Annotated in this window: 13 protein-coding genes; all 13 read right to left on the bottom strand. The window is 72.3% G+C overall.

The window, feature by feature from the left end; genetic code table 11:
- Positions 1 to 177: 177 nt before the first annotated feature.
- The 13 genes from ACXET9_RS07730 to ACXET9_RS07670 all read right to left on the bottom strand — a co-directional run bounded on the left by ACXET9_RS07730 (position 178) and on the right by ACXET9_RS07670 (position 17,269).
- Entirely contained in the window at positions 178 to 1,185 is a 1,008-nt protein-coding gene (locus tag ACXET9_RS07730) for an ABC transporter permease (RefSeq protein ID WP_457885939.1), read from the bottom strand.
- The gene (locus tag ACXET9_RS07725) at positions 1,185 to 2,120 is read right to left on the bottom strand and encodes an ABC transporter permease (RefSeq protein ID WP_457885938.1); all 936 of its coding nucleotides are present in this window, start codon (positions 2,118 to 2,120) and stop codon (positions 1,185 to 1,187) included. The genes ACXET9_RS07730 and ACXET9_RS07725 overlap by 1 nt, the downstream gene beginning before the upstream one ends.
- Positions 2,117 to 3,328 (bottom strand): ABC transporter ATP-binding protein, encoded by a 1,212-nt coding sequence (locus ACXET9_RS07720; RefSeq protein ID WP_457885937.1) that lies wholly within the window; start codon positions 3,326 to 3,328, stop codon positions 2,117 to 2,119. Before ACXET9_RS07720 ends, ACXET9_RS07725 begins: the two co-directional genes overlap by 4 nt.
- 48 nt (positions 3,329 to 3,376) lie before the next feature.
- On the bottom strand, positions 3,377 to 4,606 hold the full coding sequence (locus tag ACXET9_RS07715) for an extracellular solute-binding protein (protein WP_457885936.1): 1,230 nt from the start codon (positions 4,604 to 4,606) through the stop codon (positions 3,377 to 3,379).
- Positions 4,607 to 4,684: 78 nt separating this feature from the next.
- A complete protein-coding gene (locus tag ACXET9_RS07710; RefSeq protein ID WP_457885935.1) occupies positions 4,685 to 5,728 on the bottom strand; it encodes a LacI family DNA-binding transcriptional regulator in 1,044 nt (347 codons plus the stop codon).
- Positions 5,729 to 6,045: 317 nt separating this feature from the next.
- A complete protein-coding gene (gene mgtE / locus ACXET9_RS07705) occupies positions 6,046 to 7,413 on the bottom strand; it encodes a magnesium transporter (RefSeq protein ID WP_457885934.1) in 1,368 nt (455 codons plus the stop codon).
- Positions 7,414 to 7,908: 495 nt separating this feature from the next.
- Positions 7,909 to 8,679: a hypothetical protein gene (locus ACXET9_RS07700; protein WP_457885932.1), complete on the bottom strand. Its 771-nt coding sequence runs from the start codon at positions 8,677 to 8,679 to the stop codon at positions 7,909 to 7,911.
- Between the two features lie 133 nt (positions 8,680 to 8,812).
- The gene (locus ACXET9_RS07695) at positions 8,813 to 10,492 is read right to left on the bottom strand and encodes an ABC1 kinase family protein (protein WP_457885931.1); all 1,680 of its coding nucleotides are present in this window, start codon (positions 10,490 to 10,492) and stop codon (positions 8,813 to 8,815) included.
- 121 nt (positions 10,493 to 10,613) lie between these two features.
- On the bottom strand, positions 10,614 to 11,543 hold the full coding sequence (locus ACXET9_RS07690) for a LacI family DNA-binding transcriptional regulator (protein ID WP_457885930.1): 930 nt from the start codon (positions 11,541 to 11,543) through the stop codon (positions 10,614 to 10,616).
- A gap of 11 nt (positions 11,544 to 11,554) precedes the next feature.
- Positions 11,555 to 14,272 (bottom strand): glycosyl hydrolase 2 galactose-binding domain-containing protein, encoded by a 2,718-nt coding sequence (locus ACXET9_RS07685; RefSeq protein ID WP_457885929.1) that lies wholly within the window; start codon positions 14,270 to 14,272, stop codon positions 11,555 to 11,557.
- The gene (locus tag ACXET9_RS07680; RefSeq protein WP_457885928.1) at positions 14,269 to 15,129 is read right to left on the bottom strand and encodes an ABC transporter ATP-binding protein; all 861 of its coding nucleotides are present in this window, start codon (positions 15,127 to 15,129) and stop codon (positions 14,269 to 14,271) included. The genes ACXET9_RS07685 and ACXET9_RS07680 overlap by 4 nt, the downstream gene beginning before the upstream one ends.
- Positions 15,126 to 16,070, bottom strand: coding sequence for an ABC transporter ATP-binding protein (locus ACXET9_RS07675; protein WP_457886271.1), 945 nt, complete (start codon positions 16,068 to 16,070; stop codon positions 15,126 to 15,128). The genes ACXET9_RS07680 and ACXET9_RS07675 overlap by 4 nt, the downstream gene beginning before the upstream one ends.
- 158 nt (positions 16,071 to 16,228) lie before the next feature.
- Positions 16,229 to 17,269 carry an ABC transporter permease gene (locus ACXET9_RS07670; RefSeq protein WP_457885927.1) on the bottom strand — a complete coding sequence of 347 codons (1,041 nt, stop codon included), beginning with the start codon at positions 17,267 to 17,269 and terminating at the stop codon, positions 16,229 to 16,231.
- Positions 17,270 to 17,271: the final 2 nt, after the last annotated feature.

The following is a 17,271-nucleotide window of genomic DNA, read 5'->3' as shown; positions in this document are numbered from 1 at the left end:
CTTCGCCCAGTGGCCGCTGGCCTCCGGAAATGGAGCGCTTCAGCTACTGCTGAGGGACACTCCCCCACGAAGACGCCGCACCCGCCCACGAAGACGCCGCACCCGCCCACGGAGAGGCCACGCCCGCCCGCGAAGAGGCCACGCCCGCCCACGCGAAAGAAGACACCGCCACCGTCCTCAGTCCGCGTCCCCGGCGTCCACCCTGGCCACGAGCTGCGTCGGGTTCACGAATCGCAGCGCGATGATCAGCGTGAGGAGCATCAGCGCGGTGTAGACGAACGCCATGGCCGAGACCAGCGGCCGCGGCTCGGAGCCGCCGGCGGAGGTCATGGCGCGGAAGATCGAGACGACGAGCGTGTCGGTGCCGGGCCCGGAGACCAGGTAGGTCAGCTCGAACATCCCGACCGTCCGCACGAGCACCAGGATCGCGGCGGCGAGGATGCCGGGGACGAGCATCGGCCCGAGGATCCGCACGAACACGTGCCGCATGCTGGCTCCGCTCATGCGGGCGGCGTTCTCGATCGAGGGATTGATCTGCTCGATGAACGGGGTCATCGTGATGATCACGAACGGGACGGACGGCACCAGGTTCACGAGGATCACGGCGAGCACCGTGCGTCCGAGCCCGAAGTTGTACATCACCGTCGCGAGCGGGATGCCGAAGGTGATCGGCGGGATGATCACCGGCAGCAGGAACAGCGCCGTGACTGCTCGTTTGAAGGGGAAGCGGCGTCGGGCGAGGGTGTACGAGGCCGGCACGCCGATGAGGATCGACAGCACCACGACGGCGATCGCGACGATGAGCGTCACGCCGATGACGTGGCCCAGGTCGAAGCGGGTCCAGGCCTCGGCGTACCAGCTCGGGGTGAACGCCTCCGGCAGCCAGTTCGCGAACCAGGCGGTGCCGAAGGAGTCGATGACGACGCTGATCAGGATCCCGAGCAGGAGGATCAGGAAGGCGGCGATCCCTGCCCAGGCCACCCAGGTGCTGGGCTGCGCGGACAGCGCCCGGTCGCCGGAGATGCGGTCGGCCGACGGTCGGCGCGAGCGGTCGGCCGACGGTCGGCGCGAGCGGCCGGCTGAGGCGGCGTCGGCCGGTGCGGGGAGCGGACGGCCGTCGGCCGCGGATGCGCCGTCGCGGGATGCGCCGTCGCGCGGGGTGCTCTCGGTGTCGTGCATGCTCATCAGCCCTTGCCTCCGGTCGAGCCCTTGTAGAGGAACGACCGTCCCAGCAGGACGATCGCGACCACGATCAGTTCGGCGAGGCCCATCATGATGGCCGTGGTCGAGGCCATCGGATAGTCGAACTGCTCGCCGAAGAACCGGTAGGCGACGACGGCGAGCACGCGCGTGGATCCGCTCGGGTCGCCGACGAGGGTGGCCGAGGGGAACACGCTGAAGGCGAGCACGAAGGTGAGGATGAACGTGGTCGCGAGCCCCGGTGCGAGCAGCGGCAGGGTGATGCGCACGAACCGCTGCGCCCATCCCGCCCCGAGCGAGCGCGCCGCACGGTCCAGGGACGGGTCGATCCCGGAGAGATAGGAGGAGATCAGCAGGAACGCGAACGGGAACCCGGAGATGATCAGCGACAGCAGCACGCCGATGTAGTTGTGCACCAGGGAGAGCGGCTGGTCGAGGATCCCGATGTTCATCAGGGCCTGGTTGAGCCAGCCCTGGCGTCCGGCGAAGATCAGCAGGCCCTGCGCGGTCAGCACGGTGCCGAGGGTGATCGGGAGGACCAGCAGCGTGGAGATCAGCTGCTTGCCCCGGAACCTCTGCTTCAGCTTGATCGCGAGCGGGATCGAGACGACGACGTTGATGAGCGCGGCGGGGATCGCGAGGCGTGCCGTCAGCCACACGGATTCGAAGGTGAATGCGTCCTGGAAGAAGCGGACGTAGTTCGCGAGCACTCCTCCGCCCCAGGTGTCCATCGTGTCCTGGGTGGGCTGGAGCGTGAGCCCGAAGCCGTAGGCGAAGGGGTAGACGAACAGGGCCAGGATGAACACGATCGCCGGGAGGAGGAACAGCAGCTGGGAGTCGACACCGCGATCGGCCAGCCGGTGGCGGAGGCTGGCCGTCCCCCGCGCCTGCTTCGTGCCTCCTGTCGTCGCGGCGGTCATGCCGACACCGCCGGACCGTGCGCGCCGGCCGCGCCGTCGGCCGACGAACCAGCCGACCCGCCGGCCGACGAACCAGCCACCCCACCAGCCGACCCGCCGCCGGCCGCACCGTCGAGATCCCGGCGGTACACCAGTGCCCGCTCGGGATCGAGGGTGAGCAGCACCGCCGCACCCACCTCGGGGGCGTGGTCGGCGCGGACGTGCAGGCTCCGTCCTCCCGCGGTGCGCACCTCGACCGCATAGTCGCGGCCCTGGTACTCGACGATCTCGACCTCGGCCTCGATCCGGTTGGCCGACGACGGGATGGGGCTCGCGGACCCCTGCACGAGGAGATCCGAGGGGCGCACGGCGAGGCGCGCCCCCTCCCCCGCCGCCAGGTCGTGCGCGGCGGTGCCGACGAGGTCGAGGCCGTCGCCGCGGATGTGCACCCTCCCCTGCGGGTCCGGCGCGGAGGAGACGGAGACGTCGAGCAGGTTGCGGTATCCCATGAAGTCGGCGACGTGCCAGTTCGCGGGGTTGTCGTGGAGCTCCTGCGGGGTGCCGATCTGTTGGACGCGACCGGCGCGCAGCACCACCAGGCGGTCGGCCAGCGACAGCGCCTCCTCCTGGTCGTGGGTCACGTAGATGGTGGTCAGGCCCAGGGTCTGGTGCAGCCGACGGATCTCCGTGCGCATCTCCAGGCGGAGCTTCGCGTCGAGGTTCGACAGCGGCTCGTCCATGAGCACCACGCGGGGCTCGATCACCACCGCACGGGCGATCGCGACGCGCTGCTGCTGCCCTCCGGAGAGCTGGCCGGGGAGCTTGCGCGCATGGTCCTCGAGGCGGACCAGGCGCAGCGCCTCCGCGACCCGTCGGTCGGCCTCCTTGCGGGGGACCCCGCGCATCTGCAGCCCGAAGGCGACGTTCTTCTCGACGCTGAGGTGGGGGAAGAGCGCGTAGTTCTGGAAGACCATCCCGAAGTCGCGCTTCTCCGGCGGCAGCACGTCCACGCGCTGGTCGCCCACATGGATGGACCCGTCGGTCAGGGGCAGCAGCCCCGCCAGGCAGTTCAGCGCCGTGGACTTCCCGCAGCCCGACGGCCCCAGCAGGGCGATGAACTCCCCCTGCCGGACCGTGAGGTCGAAGCCCTGCAGGGCGACGGTGCCGCCGAACCGTCGGCCGACGTTGTCGATGCGGATCCGGTCGAATCCCTCTGCTGTTGTGATCATCTGGTCATGCCTCTCGTCCTGCGATGCTCGTCCGGTCGCGGCGGCGTCTCAGCCCTGGCTCCCGACCTCGCGGTCCCAGATGTCGAAGGCCTTCACCATCAGATCGGGCTCGAGCGGGGTCTCCTGCGGCGCCGACTCGATGAGGTCGTCGTACCAGTCGCGGCCGAACTCCTCGACGACCTGCTGGCTCGACTCCGGGGCGAGGTCGAGCGTGGCGCCCTCGACGGCGGGGCCGGGGTAGAAGTACCCCTCGTCGTACGCCATCGCGTTGTACTCGGGCGCGAGGATGCCGTCGAGGAGGTTGAGGAGCGCGGAGATCTTGTCCGCGCTCTGCCCGACGGGGATCACCGCGTAGTGCGCGTCGGTGACCCAGGTGAACTCATCGAAGGCCGCGGCCTCGAACTCGGCCGGCAGCTGCCCGGTGGCGCGCGGGTTGATGTCCCAGCCGGTCGTCGTCGGGATCATGTTCCAGCTGCCGTCGGCCATGTTGGAGATGACCTGCCCGGTGCCGCTGGGGTAGTTGTCGATGTGCTGGCCGAGCTCCTTGAGGTACTCCCAGGTCTTCTCCCACCCGTTCTCGGGGTCCTTCGGATCGGAGTCGCCGAGGATGTACGGCAGGCCCATGAGGAAGGTGCGGCCGGGGCCGGAGTTCGCCGGGCGCGCATACCCGAACTCGCCGGGATGCGCCTCCGCCCAGGCCAGCAGATCCTCCGGCGTGGTGGGGACGTCGTCGACCTTCTCGGGGTTGTACTGCAGGAGCGGCCCGGAGGGGTAGTAGGACAGCACGACGCCGTAGCCGGAGGCGAGCTCCTGCATGGCGGCGGCCGCGTCCAGATAGTTCGCCTGGTTGCCGAGCCGGTCGCCGTAGGTGTCGACCAGCGGGATCCACAGGTCCGAGCCGATGCCGGCGGAGAGCCCGTCGTTGCAGGTCAGCACCAGGTCGACCTCGAGCCTGCCGCTGTCGACCTGCGGCTTGATCTGGCCGACCAGGGACGGGGCATCACCGGATTCGAAGTTCACCGAGGAGATGATGTCGGGGTTGTCCTCGGCCCACTTCTCGATCATGGGGCCGAGCTCCTTCTGGGCCCCGGCGACGTCGAAGATGTTCACCTCGACCGCCTCGGACGGAGTGTCGGGGACATCCTCGGCGGGCGTGGCGTCGGAGCCGCCACCCGAGTCCGGGGCGGAGCAGGCGGCCAGCCCGACGGCGGTGCCGGCGGCGAGGAGCCCGACGGTCGCGGAGCGGCGGGTGAACGTGGGGAGAGAGGTCGTGCGCATGGTGGTTTCCTCCTGGTGTCGCCCCGTCACGGCGATGTGGCGGGGTGGGGGCACCGGCCGAGGCCGGTGCATGGCGGGTCACCGGCCGGGAGCGGCCGGTGCGACGGCGGTGGAGTCCCGGACGATCAGCTCGGCCGGGAGGATCGGGGACAGAGTCGGGGACGGGGAGGCCAGAGCGGGCGCCCCGTCGCGCATGATGGTCAGCAGCAGGTCGACGGCGGTGCGTCCCATGCGGATGCGCGGCACATCCACCGTGGTCAGATGCGGGCGGACATAGGTCGCCGCGGCCACGTTGTCGACGCCCGCGACGCTCATGTCCTCGGGGACGCGGACGCCGCGCTGCACGAGCCGGTCGATGATGCCGAGGGCGAGCAGGTCGTTGAACGCGAAGATCGCCGTGACGGACTCGGCCAGCGCCTGATCGGCGGCACCCTGGCCACCGCTCAGATACGGCTGGAAGGACCCCAGGTCGATGACCTCGACGCCCGCCTCCCGCTCGGCGAATCGGCGCACGGCCTTCGCGCGGCGTCGATGGGACCAGGAATGGGACGGGCCGCCCGCGTAGGCGATGCGACGGTGCCCGAGCGCGAGGAGGTGGCCCAGCAGGGACGTGATGCCGCGGTCCTCGTCGAACATCACGGTCGGGATCCCGGGCACCTCGCGGTTGGCGATGACGGTGGGAACCCGACGGGCGGCGGCGAGGATGCTCTCGTCGTCGCCTCGCGGGGAGCACAGGATCAGCCCGTCCACCCCGTCGGCCATCGACTCGAGCATCGTGCGCTCGAGCATGCCGTCCTCCTCGATGTCGCTGACCGCGACCAGCATCCCGGCCGCCCTCGCGCGGGCCTGCACCCCCTTGGCGAACAGGCCGAAGAACGGGTTCTCGAGATCCGGGACCACCAGACCGAGCATGCTCGGCCGGGTGCGCCCCGTGCTTCCCGTGCTTCCCGTGCGCCCCGTGCGCTCGGGGAGCGCCGGGCCGTACCGGAGCTCCCGGGCGATCGCGAGGACCCGCGCATGGGTCTCCGGGGCGACGAGCTCGGGATGGGAGATCACGCGGGAGACCGTCGAGATGGAGACCTCCGCCGCGGCGGCGACGTCGCGGATCGTGGTGCTGCGCATGCCGCCCACCCCGTCTCCGGTCGTCGCCCCCGGCGTCATCGCCGGTGGATCCCCGGCGTCATCGCCGGTGGCCCACAGCGCGCATCCGTTTCATCGTGATGTCAATCACGGCTGTGCATCGACCGCGACGCCCGACGCGCGACGCGCATCGCTCCAGGTCAGAGCCCCCTCCCCTCAGTGCGTCGGCCCGAGGGGCTATGAAAACTGTTTCATCGCGAGGCTCGGAAGGGCGCCCGAGCGTCGACGCGCCCCCGCCTCGGCCCACAGGGTCACTGGCCACCAGGGTCACCGCCCACCAGCGTCACAGCCCACCCGCGTCACAGCCCCAGCACGGCCGTCGCGATCGTGAAGTAGATGATCAGGCCGGTCGCGTCGCAGAAGGTCGAGATGAAGGGATTGGAGAACACGGCCGGATCCGCGCCCACGCGCTTGGCGATGAGCGGCATGAGGCCGCCGACGATCGCCGCCATGGTGCAGATCGACAGCAGCGTCGTCCCCATGACGATCCCGATCGACAGCCCGTAGACGAGCCCGGCGACCACGAAGCCGAGGGATCCGAGCACGGCGCCGAGCACCGCGCCCACCCGCAGCTCGCGCCAGACCACTCGCGGCAGGTCGCGCACGCGCACCTCCCCCACGGCGAGGGCGCGGGTGACGGTGGTCGCGGCCTGGTTCCCGGTGTTGCCGCCGGTGCCGGTCAGCAGCGGGATGAACAGCGCGAGGATGACGACCTGGTCGAGACGGTCCTCGAAGATCTCCAGGACCTGCACGGTGAGGATCGCGGAGACCGCGAGGACGAGCAGCCACACGATGCGGCTGCGGACCACGCGCAGGATCGGCGTGGAGAGGTAGGCGCGCGGCAGCGGCTCGGAGCCGGAGGTGCGGGCGGAGTCCTCGGCGTTCTCCTTCTCGATGATGTCCGTGGCGTCGTCGACGGTGAGGATGCCGACGAGCCGGTCCTCGGCGTCGACGATCGGCATGGCCAGCAGCTTCGCGGCGAAGAAGCGTCGGGCCGCGACCTCGCGGTCCTCGGTGGCCTGGGCCTGGACGGCGTCGTGCGCGAGATCGCCGACGCGCGCATCGGGAGCGGCGAGCAGCAGACGGCGCAGGCCGACGACGCCCAGCAGCGTGCGCCCGTCGTCCACGACGGGCAGGAGGTAGATCGTCTCCGCCTCCTCGGCATGCTCGCGCACGTGGGCGAGGGCCGCGGCGGCGGTGAGGTCGGGGGTCAGCGGCACGACCTCGGGGGACATGTACCGGCCGATGGCATCGCGCGGGTAGCCGAGGACGGCGGTGGTCATGGCGCGCTCGTCGGCATCCAGCCCGTGCAGGAGGCGCTCGGCGACCGAGGCGGGCAGCTCGTCGAAGAGGGACGCACGGTCGTCGGGGTCGAGCGCGGTGATGATGTCGGCGACCTGCTGGGTGCGCAGAGCGGAGATCAGCTCGGCCTGGTGATCGGCGGGAAGATCCTCGAAGACGGCGAGCGCCTCGTCCTTGCCGAGCACGCGGAACAGGAGCGCCGCCTCGGTCGCGGGGCGGGTCTCGACCAGGTAGAGCAGCTCGCCGAGCGGGAGCTGCTGGGCCTCGAGCGCGAGCTGCTCGAGCTGCTCGAGCTGCGGTTCGGTGTGCGGCGTCGTGCGCAGGAGCGCGAGGACGGTCTCGAGGGTCGCTGCGCTCGTGGTCATCCCGCCATTGTGTCCGACGGGACGACGCCGCAGGCCGACACCCCGACGCCCCCGCCTCTGCCCTCTCGCCCCCGCACCTGCCACCTCGCCCCCGCACCTGCCCTCGCCGTCCCCGCGGGGTCCCCGCCTCTCCCGCCCCCGCGAGGTTCCCGCCACTCCCGCCCCCGCGGGGTCCCCGCCCCTCCCCCTGCCCCCGAAAGAGAAGGCCCCCACTGAGTGGCCGGAAACCCCCGGAAATGGAGCGCTTCAGCTACTGCTGAAGGACACTCGCCGCTTCCCACGCAGCCCTCAGCCCTCCCCAGCAGTCCCCGGCACTCCCCAGCAGTCCCTCGAGGGGCCCGCCCCGCCGAGTGGCCGGAAACCCCCGGAAATGGAGCGCTTCAGCTACTGCTGAAGGACACTCGCCGCTCCCGTGGACTCGCCGCCCCCGCGGGATCCCCTCCCGCGAAGCCACCCTCGCGAACCCCGCCCGCGTCGCAGTCAGCCCCACCCCCGTCACGCGGCGAAGGGGTCCTCGGGCATCTCGGGGAGGGGGCGCGCGTCATCCTCGCCGTCGTCCTCGCTGTCGCCCTCGGGATGCGGGGCGCGGGCCAGGAGGATCGCGCCGACGATCGTGGCAATCACGAGCACGACGGGCTGGGCGATGACCAGCACGCCAAGGGGCATCGTGAGCGCGGGCGCGTCGGAGAGGAGGTGGCGCAGCTGGGCGACGTCGGCGACGGCGAGGAGCACGCCGGCGACGAGGGCGGCCGCGGCGATGCCGATCGCGAGGGCCCGGAAGCTGCCGCCGAGGGCGACGGCGCCAGCGGCGAGGAGCACGGCGGCCAGGGGGCCGACGAGCGCTGCGAGCATCATCCAGGCGAGCTCGGAGGTGACGCCGGCGGCGGCGATCGCCGGGGCGAGGGGCATGCCGAAGCCGAGGAAGAGTCCGCCGGAGACGCCCGCGCCGATGCCGAGGAGGGAGCCGTGGGGCCGGAGCAGCAGGAGGGTCGCGCAGATGATCGCGAGGATCGCGCCGACGAGCTCGCTGACCGTCGTCCAGACCCGCAGCTGCTCGGAGAGCGCGGAGCCGGCGCCGAACAGGACCACGACGAGGCCGGCTGCGACGCCGACGATCGCTCCGGCGCCGATCGCGGTCGCACCCCAGCGGCGCCGCTCGGACGGGGCGGCGAGGACGGTCGCGGCCAGGGGGCACACCACGACCAGGCAGATCGCGATCGACATCAGGAGCGTGGCGAGCAGCTCGGCGGAGGCGGTGTCGCTCATGGGGAGTCTCCTCGGGGCGGGAAGGAAGGGGACGGAGAGGAACGGGAAGACCAGGAGGACCAGGAGGACCAGGAGGGAGAACGACAGGGCGACCACGGACGCGCCCGCCCGCGCCCACCCCACCCCACCCCGATTACGGCTTCATGAGGCCTCGTCGGACCATGCGGGCGGCGCGGCGGGCGGGGCCGGCGCCGGCGGCGAGGTAGGCGCCGGCGAGGGCGACCGCTCCCCCGACGCCGAGCATGAGGGGGTCGCGGGCGCTGGCGCGGCCGGGCTGGGCGGCGATCACGCTGCCGAGGCTGATCAGCAGGGCGGACATGGTCATTCCGACGACGAGGCGGTCGGCGGTCGCCTCGAGCCGCTCGACGAAGGGCTCGAGGTCCTCGGAGTGGAGGCGGGCGTCGATGCCGCGGGCCTCGTAGTCGTCGAGCAGGCGGGACGCGCGGCCCGGGAGCTCGGTGCCCAGGCGGAGGGCGCGCAGGCCGGCGTCGCCGACGCGTCCGGCGAGGGCCGACGGGCTCAGCAGCTGCATCATCGCCACGGGGATGACCTGGTCGAGCACTGCGGAGAGATGGAACTCGGGGTCGAGGGCGACGGCGCTGGACTCGGTGAGCACGAGCATCCGCAGCAGGGTGGAGACGTCGGGCGGGAGCTGCAGGCGGTGACGGCGCAGGAGAGCGGTGATGCGGCCGACGATCGCGGCCATCGACACCTCGGCGAGGGGGTCCCGGGTGAGGGTCTCCATGAGGGCGCCGACGTCGGCGGTGAGGCGGCGCCGGTCGATGCCCCGGCGCGGGGGCGCGAGGTGCAGGAGCGCGGAGACGGCGGCCTCGTCGTCGCCGTGCGAGAGGGCCATGAGCATGCGCAGGAGGTCCTCGCGGGCCGTCGGCCCGAGCCGGCCGACCATGCCGAAGTCGATCAGCGCGATGACGCCGTCGTCGCCGACGAACATGTTCCCCGGATGCGGATCCGCATGGAAGAAGCCGTCGACCAGCACCATCGTGACGAGGGTGCGGGTGGCGGCGCGGGCCAGCGCGGGCCGGTCCACGCCGGCGGCGTCGAGCGCGGCGGCGTCGGTGATGCGGATGCCGTGGACGTCCTCCTCGACGAGCACCTCGGCGGTCGACAGCCCGGCATGCACGGCGGGGACGCGCACGGCGGCGTCGTCGGCGAGGTTCTCGCGGAAGCGCTCGGCGTTGGCGGCCTCGCCGCGATAGTCGAGCTCGGCGCGGAGGGTCCGGTCGAAGGTCGCCACGAGCGCTTCGACGTCGATGTCGCGGGCCACGTCCCATTCGCGGGAGGCGAGGGAGGCCAGCGAGCGCAGCAGCTCGAGGTCGGCGATGACCTCCTCGCCGACGCCCGGCTTGCGGACCTTCACGACGACCTCGGTGCCGTCGGCGAGGCGCGCGCGATGCGCCTGGCCGATGGATGCCGAGGCCAGCGGCTCGCTGTCGATCCCGTCGAGGAGCTCGTGGGCGCGCTCGCCGAGCTCCCGCTCGATCACCTCGCGGACCTGCGCGAAGGGGACCGCGGGGGCCGCGCTCTGCAGGCTCTCGAGCTCCCGCGTCCAGTCCTCGGGCAGCAGGTCGGAGCGGGTCGAGAGCATCTGGCCGAGCTTCACGAACGTCGGCCCGAGCTCCTCGAGCGCGCGCCGCAGGCGCACCGGCGCCGGCACGGGATCCTCGGCGGGACGGTGGCGGCGCAGGACGTCCGGTATGTGCTCGCGCAGCCCGATCTGCCCCGCGAGCACGGGCAGGCCGTTGCGCACGAGGACGTCGGCGATCTGGCGGTAGCGCGATGTGACGGAGGCCATGCCGCCATGCTATCCGGGCAGGCAGGACCCTCGGGGAGGTCCGACGGCGCGGGTTCCAGCGCCGTGCGGGCAGAGCCGACGGCGCGGCTCCGGCGGGTCCGACGGCGCGGGACGGCGCGGGTCAGACCGGGGCGACGACGTCCGACGCGCGGGGCGCCGCACCGTCCTCGCGGGGCGCGACGACGGTGCCGCGGGGCTCGAGGACCGGGATCCCCTGCACGATCCGCAGCGGGCGCGCCGGGTCCTCGAGGAGGGCCGCGGCGGCGCGGGCGACGTCGACGCCGATGCGGTGCGGGTCGCGGTCGATGACGGCGAGCGGGGGCTCATGGGTCTGGCAGGCGGCGGAGTCGTCCCAGGCGATGATCGAGACGTCGTCGGGGACGCGGAGGCCCGCGGCGACGACCTCGGCGCAGCCGCCGATCGCCATCGCGTCGTTGTCGTAGACCACGACCGTCGGCCGCGACCCGTCGTCGGCCGCACCGGCCCGGCCCGCCGCGCCCTCGGCGTCGAGCCCCAGCAGGGCGCGGGTCGCGGAGGCGCCCGTGGCGTAGCCGTAGTCGCCGGCGAGGGAGCGGACCGGGAGGTCGCGCTCGCGCATGAACTCCTCGTAGGCCTCCTGCCGCCAGCGCGAGTGCAGCAGCTCGGGCGGTCCGCCGACGTGCGCGATCGCGCGGTGGCCGCGGTCATGGAGGTCCTGCAGGAGGGTGCGCATGGTGCGGCCGTTGTCGACCGCGACCATCGCGACGGAGTCGAGGACGGCCTCCTGGCGGACGTCGCCGATGACGACGAGCGGCAGGCCGAGGCGGGCGAGCTGCGCGGGGCGGGGGTCGTCGGCCCGGAGGTCCTTCAGGACCAGGACGTCGACGAGCCCGCGGTCGGCCCAGCGGGTGATCGCCCGCATCTCCTCGTCGGCGTCGCGGGCGACGTGGCTGAGCACCGCGTCGCCCGCGCCGAGGGCGGTGTCCTCGAGACCGTGCAGGACCTGGGTGTAGAACTGCTCGGCCCGGGCCGACCACACGGAATCAGGGATCGTGATGCCGATGGTGCCCATGGCCGCCTCCTTCACCCCCGGTCCGCGGGAGCCTCGCCGCCGTCGCGGGCACGGGCTCGTGCGACCAGGTCGTTCGCGCTGTAGAGCACATCCTCGCCCACGAACCGCTCCGGGTCCGAGGTCGCCGAGGTGCGGATCACGATGGTCGCGCTCTCGCCCGCGAGCAGGGTCACGAGCTGCTGCTCGGCGACCGCGTCGGGGTCGACCTTGTCGGCCAGCACGCACACGTCGCGGACGGTGCCGGTGGCCTCCAGGTGCACCTCGACGCCGCCGTCGACCGCGCGGGCGGTGGCGGTGAGGGCGTCCGCCGGGAGGGCCGAGTCGACGTCCTCGGCGAAGGGCTCGACGGTGCGCTCCTCGTGGCCGTCGAGCGTCGCGACGAGCACCTCGGAGGCGGCGTCGGCCGGGGTCGCGAGCTCCGCGGGCACCGGGATCGTCCCGGCGCTGCGGGCGGGGACGCGGACGTCGACCGCGGTCTCGGCGAGGACCTCGCCGGCATGGGTCTGCCGACGCAGGCGCAGGGTCGTGGCGAGCTCCTCGGGACGGTCGTTGCCGAGGCTGACGACGAGCCCCTCGGGGCGCGGCTGCACGGTCACCAGCAGCGGCCGGTAGAGGTGGCGCAGGGCGTACCAGAGCAGCTTGCGGCGCCGGTCGCCGTCGACGGCGGCCCAGCTGGTCACGGGCCAGCAGTCGTTGAGCTGCCAGACGATCGTGCCGCCGCACACCGGCCAGTGGGAGCGGTAGTGCCCGATCCCGCAGATCAGCGCGCGAGCCTGGTTCAGCTGCGTCGTGCAGTGGAAGTCGTCGAAGCCCTCGGGGCGCGGCAGGTGCTTCGCGTAGCCGCGCTCGAGCTTGTCCTGGCCGTCGATCGCCTTCTGGTGCGAGAGCATCGTCGGCGAGTCCTCGACGAGCGGGCGCTCGCTGATCGCGCGGGCGACGGTCGCGAAGTTCGCCGGGCCCTGATACCCGAACTCGGCGGAGAAGCGCGAGATGGTGTCGCGATAGCGCTCGTAGTCGTTGTCCTCGTCGGACGCCCAGGCGACCCAGTTGTGGATCGACCCGTGATCGGGGTTGCGGGGGTCCTCGGGCAGGGGCCGCGAGTAGGGGCTCGTGGGCGTGTAGCTGCGGGTGGGGTCGAGCTCCGCGAGCAGCGCCGGCAGCAGCTCCATGTAGTAGTGCAGGCCCCAGCCGGTGCCCTCGGGCAGCGTCTCCTTCCAGCCCCAGTGGTAGTAGCCCTCGACGTTCTCGTTGCTGCCGTTCCAGTGCGCGAGCGCCGGATGCCAGGCGAGGCGGACGATGTGCTCGCGGGCCTCGGCCTCGATCTCGGAGCGCAGCGGCTCGAGCTCGGAGTAGGCGGCGCAGGCCATCGCGAAGTCCTGCCAGACCAGCAGGCCCAGCTCGTCGCAGAGGTCGTAGAAGACGTCGGCGGCGTAGAGGCCGCCGCCCCAGACCCGCAGGATGTTCATGTCGGCGTCGACCGCGTCCTGGATCGCCGCGCGGTAGTCCGCGTCGGTCAGGCGCACGGGGAAGCAGTCGTCGGGGATCCAGTTGGCCCCCTTGGCCAGCACGCTCTGGCCGTTGACGACGAACTGGAATCCGGTGCCGATCTCGTCGGGCTCCTCGACGACGCCCGCGGTGCGGAAGCCGACGCGATGCTCGCGCACGTCCCGCTCGACGCCGTCGGCGTCCCGCAGGATCACGCGCACCGTGTACAGCGGCTGCTCGCCGTAGCCGCGGGGCCACCACAGCTGCGGGTCGTCGATCACCAGGGAGAGCGCGAGGTCGTCGGGCCCGCCCGCACCGGCGGCGCCGGTCGCGCTGGCGGCGGCCCCGGCGCCCGCGCTCGTGATCGTCTCGGCGACGATCTCGCCCGACGGGTCGGCGAGGGTCGCGACGATCTCGAGCGGGGCGTCGTCGAGGAGGTCCGCGCGCTCGGCGACGGCGGCGAGCTCCACGCGGCCGACGACGGACGCCGCCCCCGCAGCACCCGCACCGGTGGCGTCGGCGGCGTCGGCGGCCCCGGGGGCGTCGAGCCCGTCGACCGTCACCTGCGGGCGCAGCTCCGCGAGCCGGGCCGACGACCATTCCTCGAGGCCGATCGGGCCGGCGATCCCGCTCGTGACCAGCACCGGTCCCCAGTCCCAGCCCATGTTGCAGGCCATCTTGCGGATGGCGTTGTAGGGCAGGGCGTTGCCGATCTTCGGCATCTCGCCGAAGACCTTCTCGTTCTCGCGGGCCGTGCGCAGCGGCGAGGCGAAGCGGATCTCGAGCGCGTTGTCGCCCGCGACCAGCTGATCGGTGACGTCGAAGCGCCAGGAGCGGTGCTCGTTCTGCACCTCGGCGATGCGTCGGCCGTTGAGCACGACCGTCGCGGCGGTGTCGAGGCTGCGCGCGACGAGGTCGATGCGCTCGGCGCCCGAGGGCTCCCACGCGAAGGTCGTGCGGTAGAGGACGTCGCATTCGCCGGTCCAGGCGAGCTCGTGCTCGTTGCGGTCGAGATAGGGGTCGGCGGCGAGCCCGGCGTCCATCAGGTCCAGGATGAACGTGCCGGGGACGGTCGCGGGGACGTCCTCGACGGCGAAGGGCGCGGGGCCGTCCGTCACGGAGACGGTCCAGCCGCTGTGCAGGGCGGTGCGGCGCACGGCGGCGACGCCAGCGACGTCGGCGACGTCGGCGTCCACGGGGACGGACGCGGCGTCGGCGGCGGCGGGGACGGGGGCGGCGGTCACTGGGAGTCCTCCAGGGGTGCGAGGTGGTCGGGCATCGGGACCCCGCGCCGGCGGGCCTCGGCGAGGAAGCGCGGGTTGTTCCCGGGTTCGGGGGCGGCCACCAGGAGCTTCCGGGTGAACTCCGCCTGCGGGTTGAGGATGACCTCGTCGGCGTCGCCGCGCTCGACGACCTCGCCCTTGTACATCACGAGGATCTCGTCGGAGAAGTGGCGGGCGGTCGCGAGGTCGTGGGTGATGTAGAGCATCGCGAGGTTCTCCTCGCGCTGCAGACGGGCCAGCAGGTTCAGCACGCCCAGGCGGATCGACACGTCGAGCATCGAGACCGGCTCGTCGGCGACGAGCACGCTCGGCTCCGGGGCCAGGGCGCGGGCGATCGCCACGCGCTGGCGCTGGCCGCCGGAGAGCTCGTGCGGCTTGCGGTCGATGTAGTCCTCGGCGGGCGTGAGGTTCACGCGCTCGAGCAGCGCGCACACCTTCTCGCGCACGTCCTTGCGGGTGGCCTTGCCGTGCAGCAGCAGGGGCCGCTCGATGTGGTGGCCGATGCTGTGGAAGGGGTTGAGCGAGGCGAAGGGGTCCTGGAAGACCATCTGCACCTCGTCGCGGTAGCGCGCGAGGGCCTTCCCGCGGGTGCCGATGGGCTTGCCGTCGAGGGTGATGGACCCCGACGTCGGCCGCTCCAGCTGCGAGAGCAGCTTGGCGATCGTCGACTTGCCGGAGCCGGACTGGCCGACCAGCGCGACCGTCCTGCCGGGCTCGAGGTCGAAGTCGACCTGCTTGACGGCCTCGAGCTTCGTGAACTTCAGGCCGTTGCGGATCGTGTACGTCTTGCACAGGTCCTTGACGCTGAGCGTGGTCATCGTTCGTCCTCCTGTGCTGCGGCGGCCCGCGGGGCCTGCGCGGCGGCGGCCTGCGGGGCCTGCGCGGCGGCGGCCTGCGCCGCCCCGTCCTGGGCGTCGACGTCGAAGCCGGCGCGCACGAAGTCGCCGGCCTCCCCGGTGAGCGAGGGGAAGGACCCGAGCAGCTTGCGGGTGTAGGGATCCTTCGGTTCGAAGTAGAGGTTCTCGGCGGTGTCGAGCTCGACGATCCTCCCGGCGCGCATCACGGCGATCCGGTCCGAGATCTCCAGCAGCATCGGCAGGTCGTGGGTGATGAAGACGACCGCGAAGCCGAGCTCCTGGCGCAGCCGCAGCACCTCCTGCAGGATCTCCCGCTGGACCACGACGTCGAGCGCCGTGGTGGGCTCGTCCATGATCATCAGCTGCGGGTCCAGCGCGAGCGCCATGGCGATCATGACCCTCTGGCGCATGCCGCCGGAGAGCTCGTGCGGGAAGGCGCCGATGCGGGAGCGGTCCACGCCGACGAGCTCGAGGAGCTCCTCGCTGCGGTGCAGACGCTCCTCCTTGCTCATGTGCGGGCGATGGGTGGTGAACACGTCGCCGAGCTGCGTGCGCACGCTCAGCACCGGGTTCAGGGAGTTCATCGCGCCCTGGAAGACCATCGCGACCTGCGACCAGCGGAAGGCGCGCAGCGTCTCCCCCTCGAGGCCCAGCACATCGATGTCCTCGCCGCTGTCGCGGTCGTGGAAGACGACGGAGCCGGAGGTGATCCGCGCCGGCGGGCGATGCAGCTGGTTCAGGCCGTAGGCGAGGGTCGTCTTGCCGCAGCCGGACTCGCCGGCCAGGCCCAGGATCTCCCCGCGGCGCAGCGTGAAGGAGGCGTCCTGGACGGCGTGCACGGGATGCTCGACCTCGTAGACGATGTTCAGGTCGGTCACCGTGAGGACGGGCTCGTCGAGCACGGGCGAGGCGCCCGCGCCGGCGCGGTCCTGCTCGAGGGTGTCGTGGATCGCGGCGAGGGCCTCGGAGGCCTCGACCGCGAGCTCCTCCGCGGACACGGCATCGGTGGCGGCGGCGCCGGCGATGTCGGCGGGGACGGCGGGTTCTGCCATGGAGCTGCTCATGCGTGCGCCTCCTCCTTCTCGGCGGCCTTGTCGGCCAGGCGGACCTGCTTGGCGGCCTTGGGGGCGCTGCGCAGGCGGGGGTTGATGATGCCGTCGATCGAGAAGTTGATGAGCGACAGGCCGCCGCCCAGCAGGGCGATCATCAGGCCCGGCGGGACGAACCACCACCAGGCGCCCAGGGTCAGCGCCTGCGCGTTCTGCGCGTAGAACAGCATCGAGCCCCAGGTCTGGGTGCCGACGACGCCGAGGCCGATGAAGCTCAGGCCCGCCTCGCCGAGGATCGCGGTGATCAGCGCGAACACGAAGCCGGAGGACATGACCGGCAGCAGGTTCGGGAGGATCTCCACGGAGATGATGCGCCACGGCTTCTCGCCCGCGATGCGGGCCGCGTAGACGTAGTCGCGGGTGCGGATCGACAGGGTCTGCGAGCGCAGCACGCGCGCCGAGGCCGCCCACGAGGTGATCGCGAGGATGATCGCGATCAGCAGCAGGCCGCGCTGCTGCACGTAGGAGCCGATGACGATCATCAGGGGCAGGCCCGGGAGGATCAGCACGACGTTCGTGAACAGCGAGAACAGCTCGTCGAGCCAGCCGCCGAGATAGCCGCCGAGGATGCCGAAGAAGGCCGAGAGGAACAGCGCGAGCGCCGCGACGATGACGCCGACGGTCAGCGAGCCGCGGGTCGCATAGGCGAGCTGCGCGAGCACGTCCTGGCCGGTCTGGGTGCTGCCGAGGAGGTGGCCGGCGCGCGGCCCCTGCATGCCGTCGTTCGAGATCGCCAGGGGGTCCTGGACGAAGAACGGGGCGATGAGGCCGAACAGCACGATCGCGATCACGATCCCGCCGCCGACGAGCAGCGAGGGCGTGAGGTTGCGCTTCCAGGCGGCGCGGCGCCGCTGCGCGGCGGTCGGGCCGCCGGTCGAGCCGCCGGTCGGGCCGGCGGGCTTCGTCGCGCCCGACGCGGGAGCGCCGTCGGCCGACGAGGATCCGCCGGAGGTGCCGGCGGTATCGGTGGTCTCTTCTTCCATGGTGGTCATGT

The organism is Brachybacterium netajii (SeqCode) (assembly GCF_054114245.1).
The sequence above is the reverse complement of the archived record's forward strand: the minus strand, read 5'-3'. Positions and strand labels throughout refer to the sequence as shown.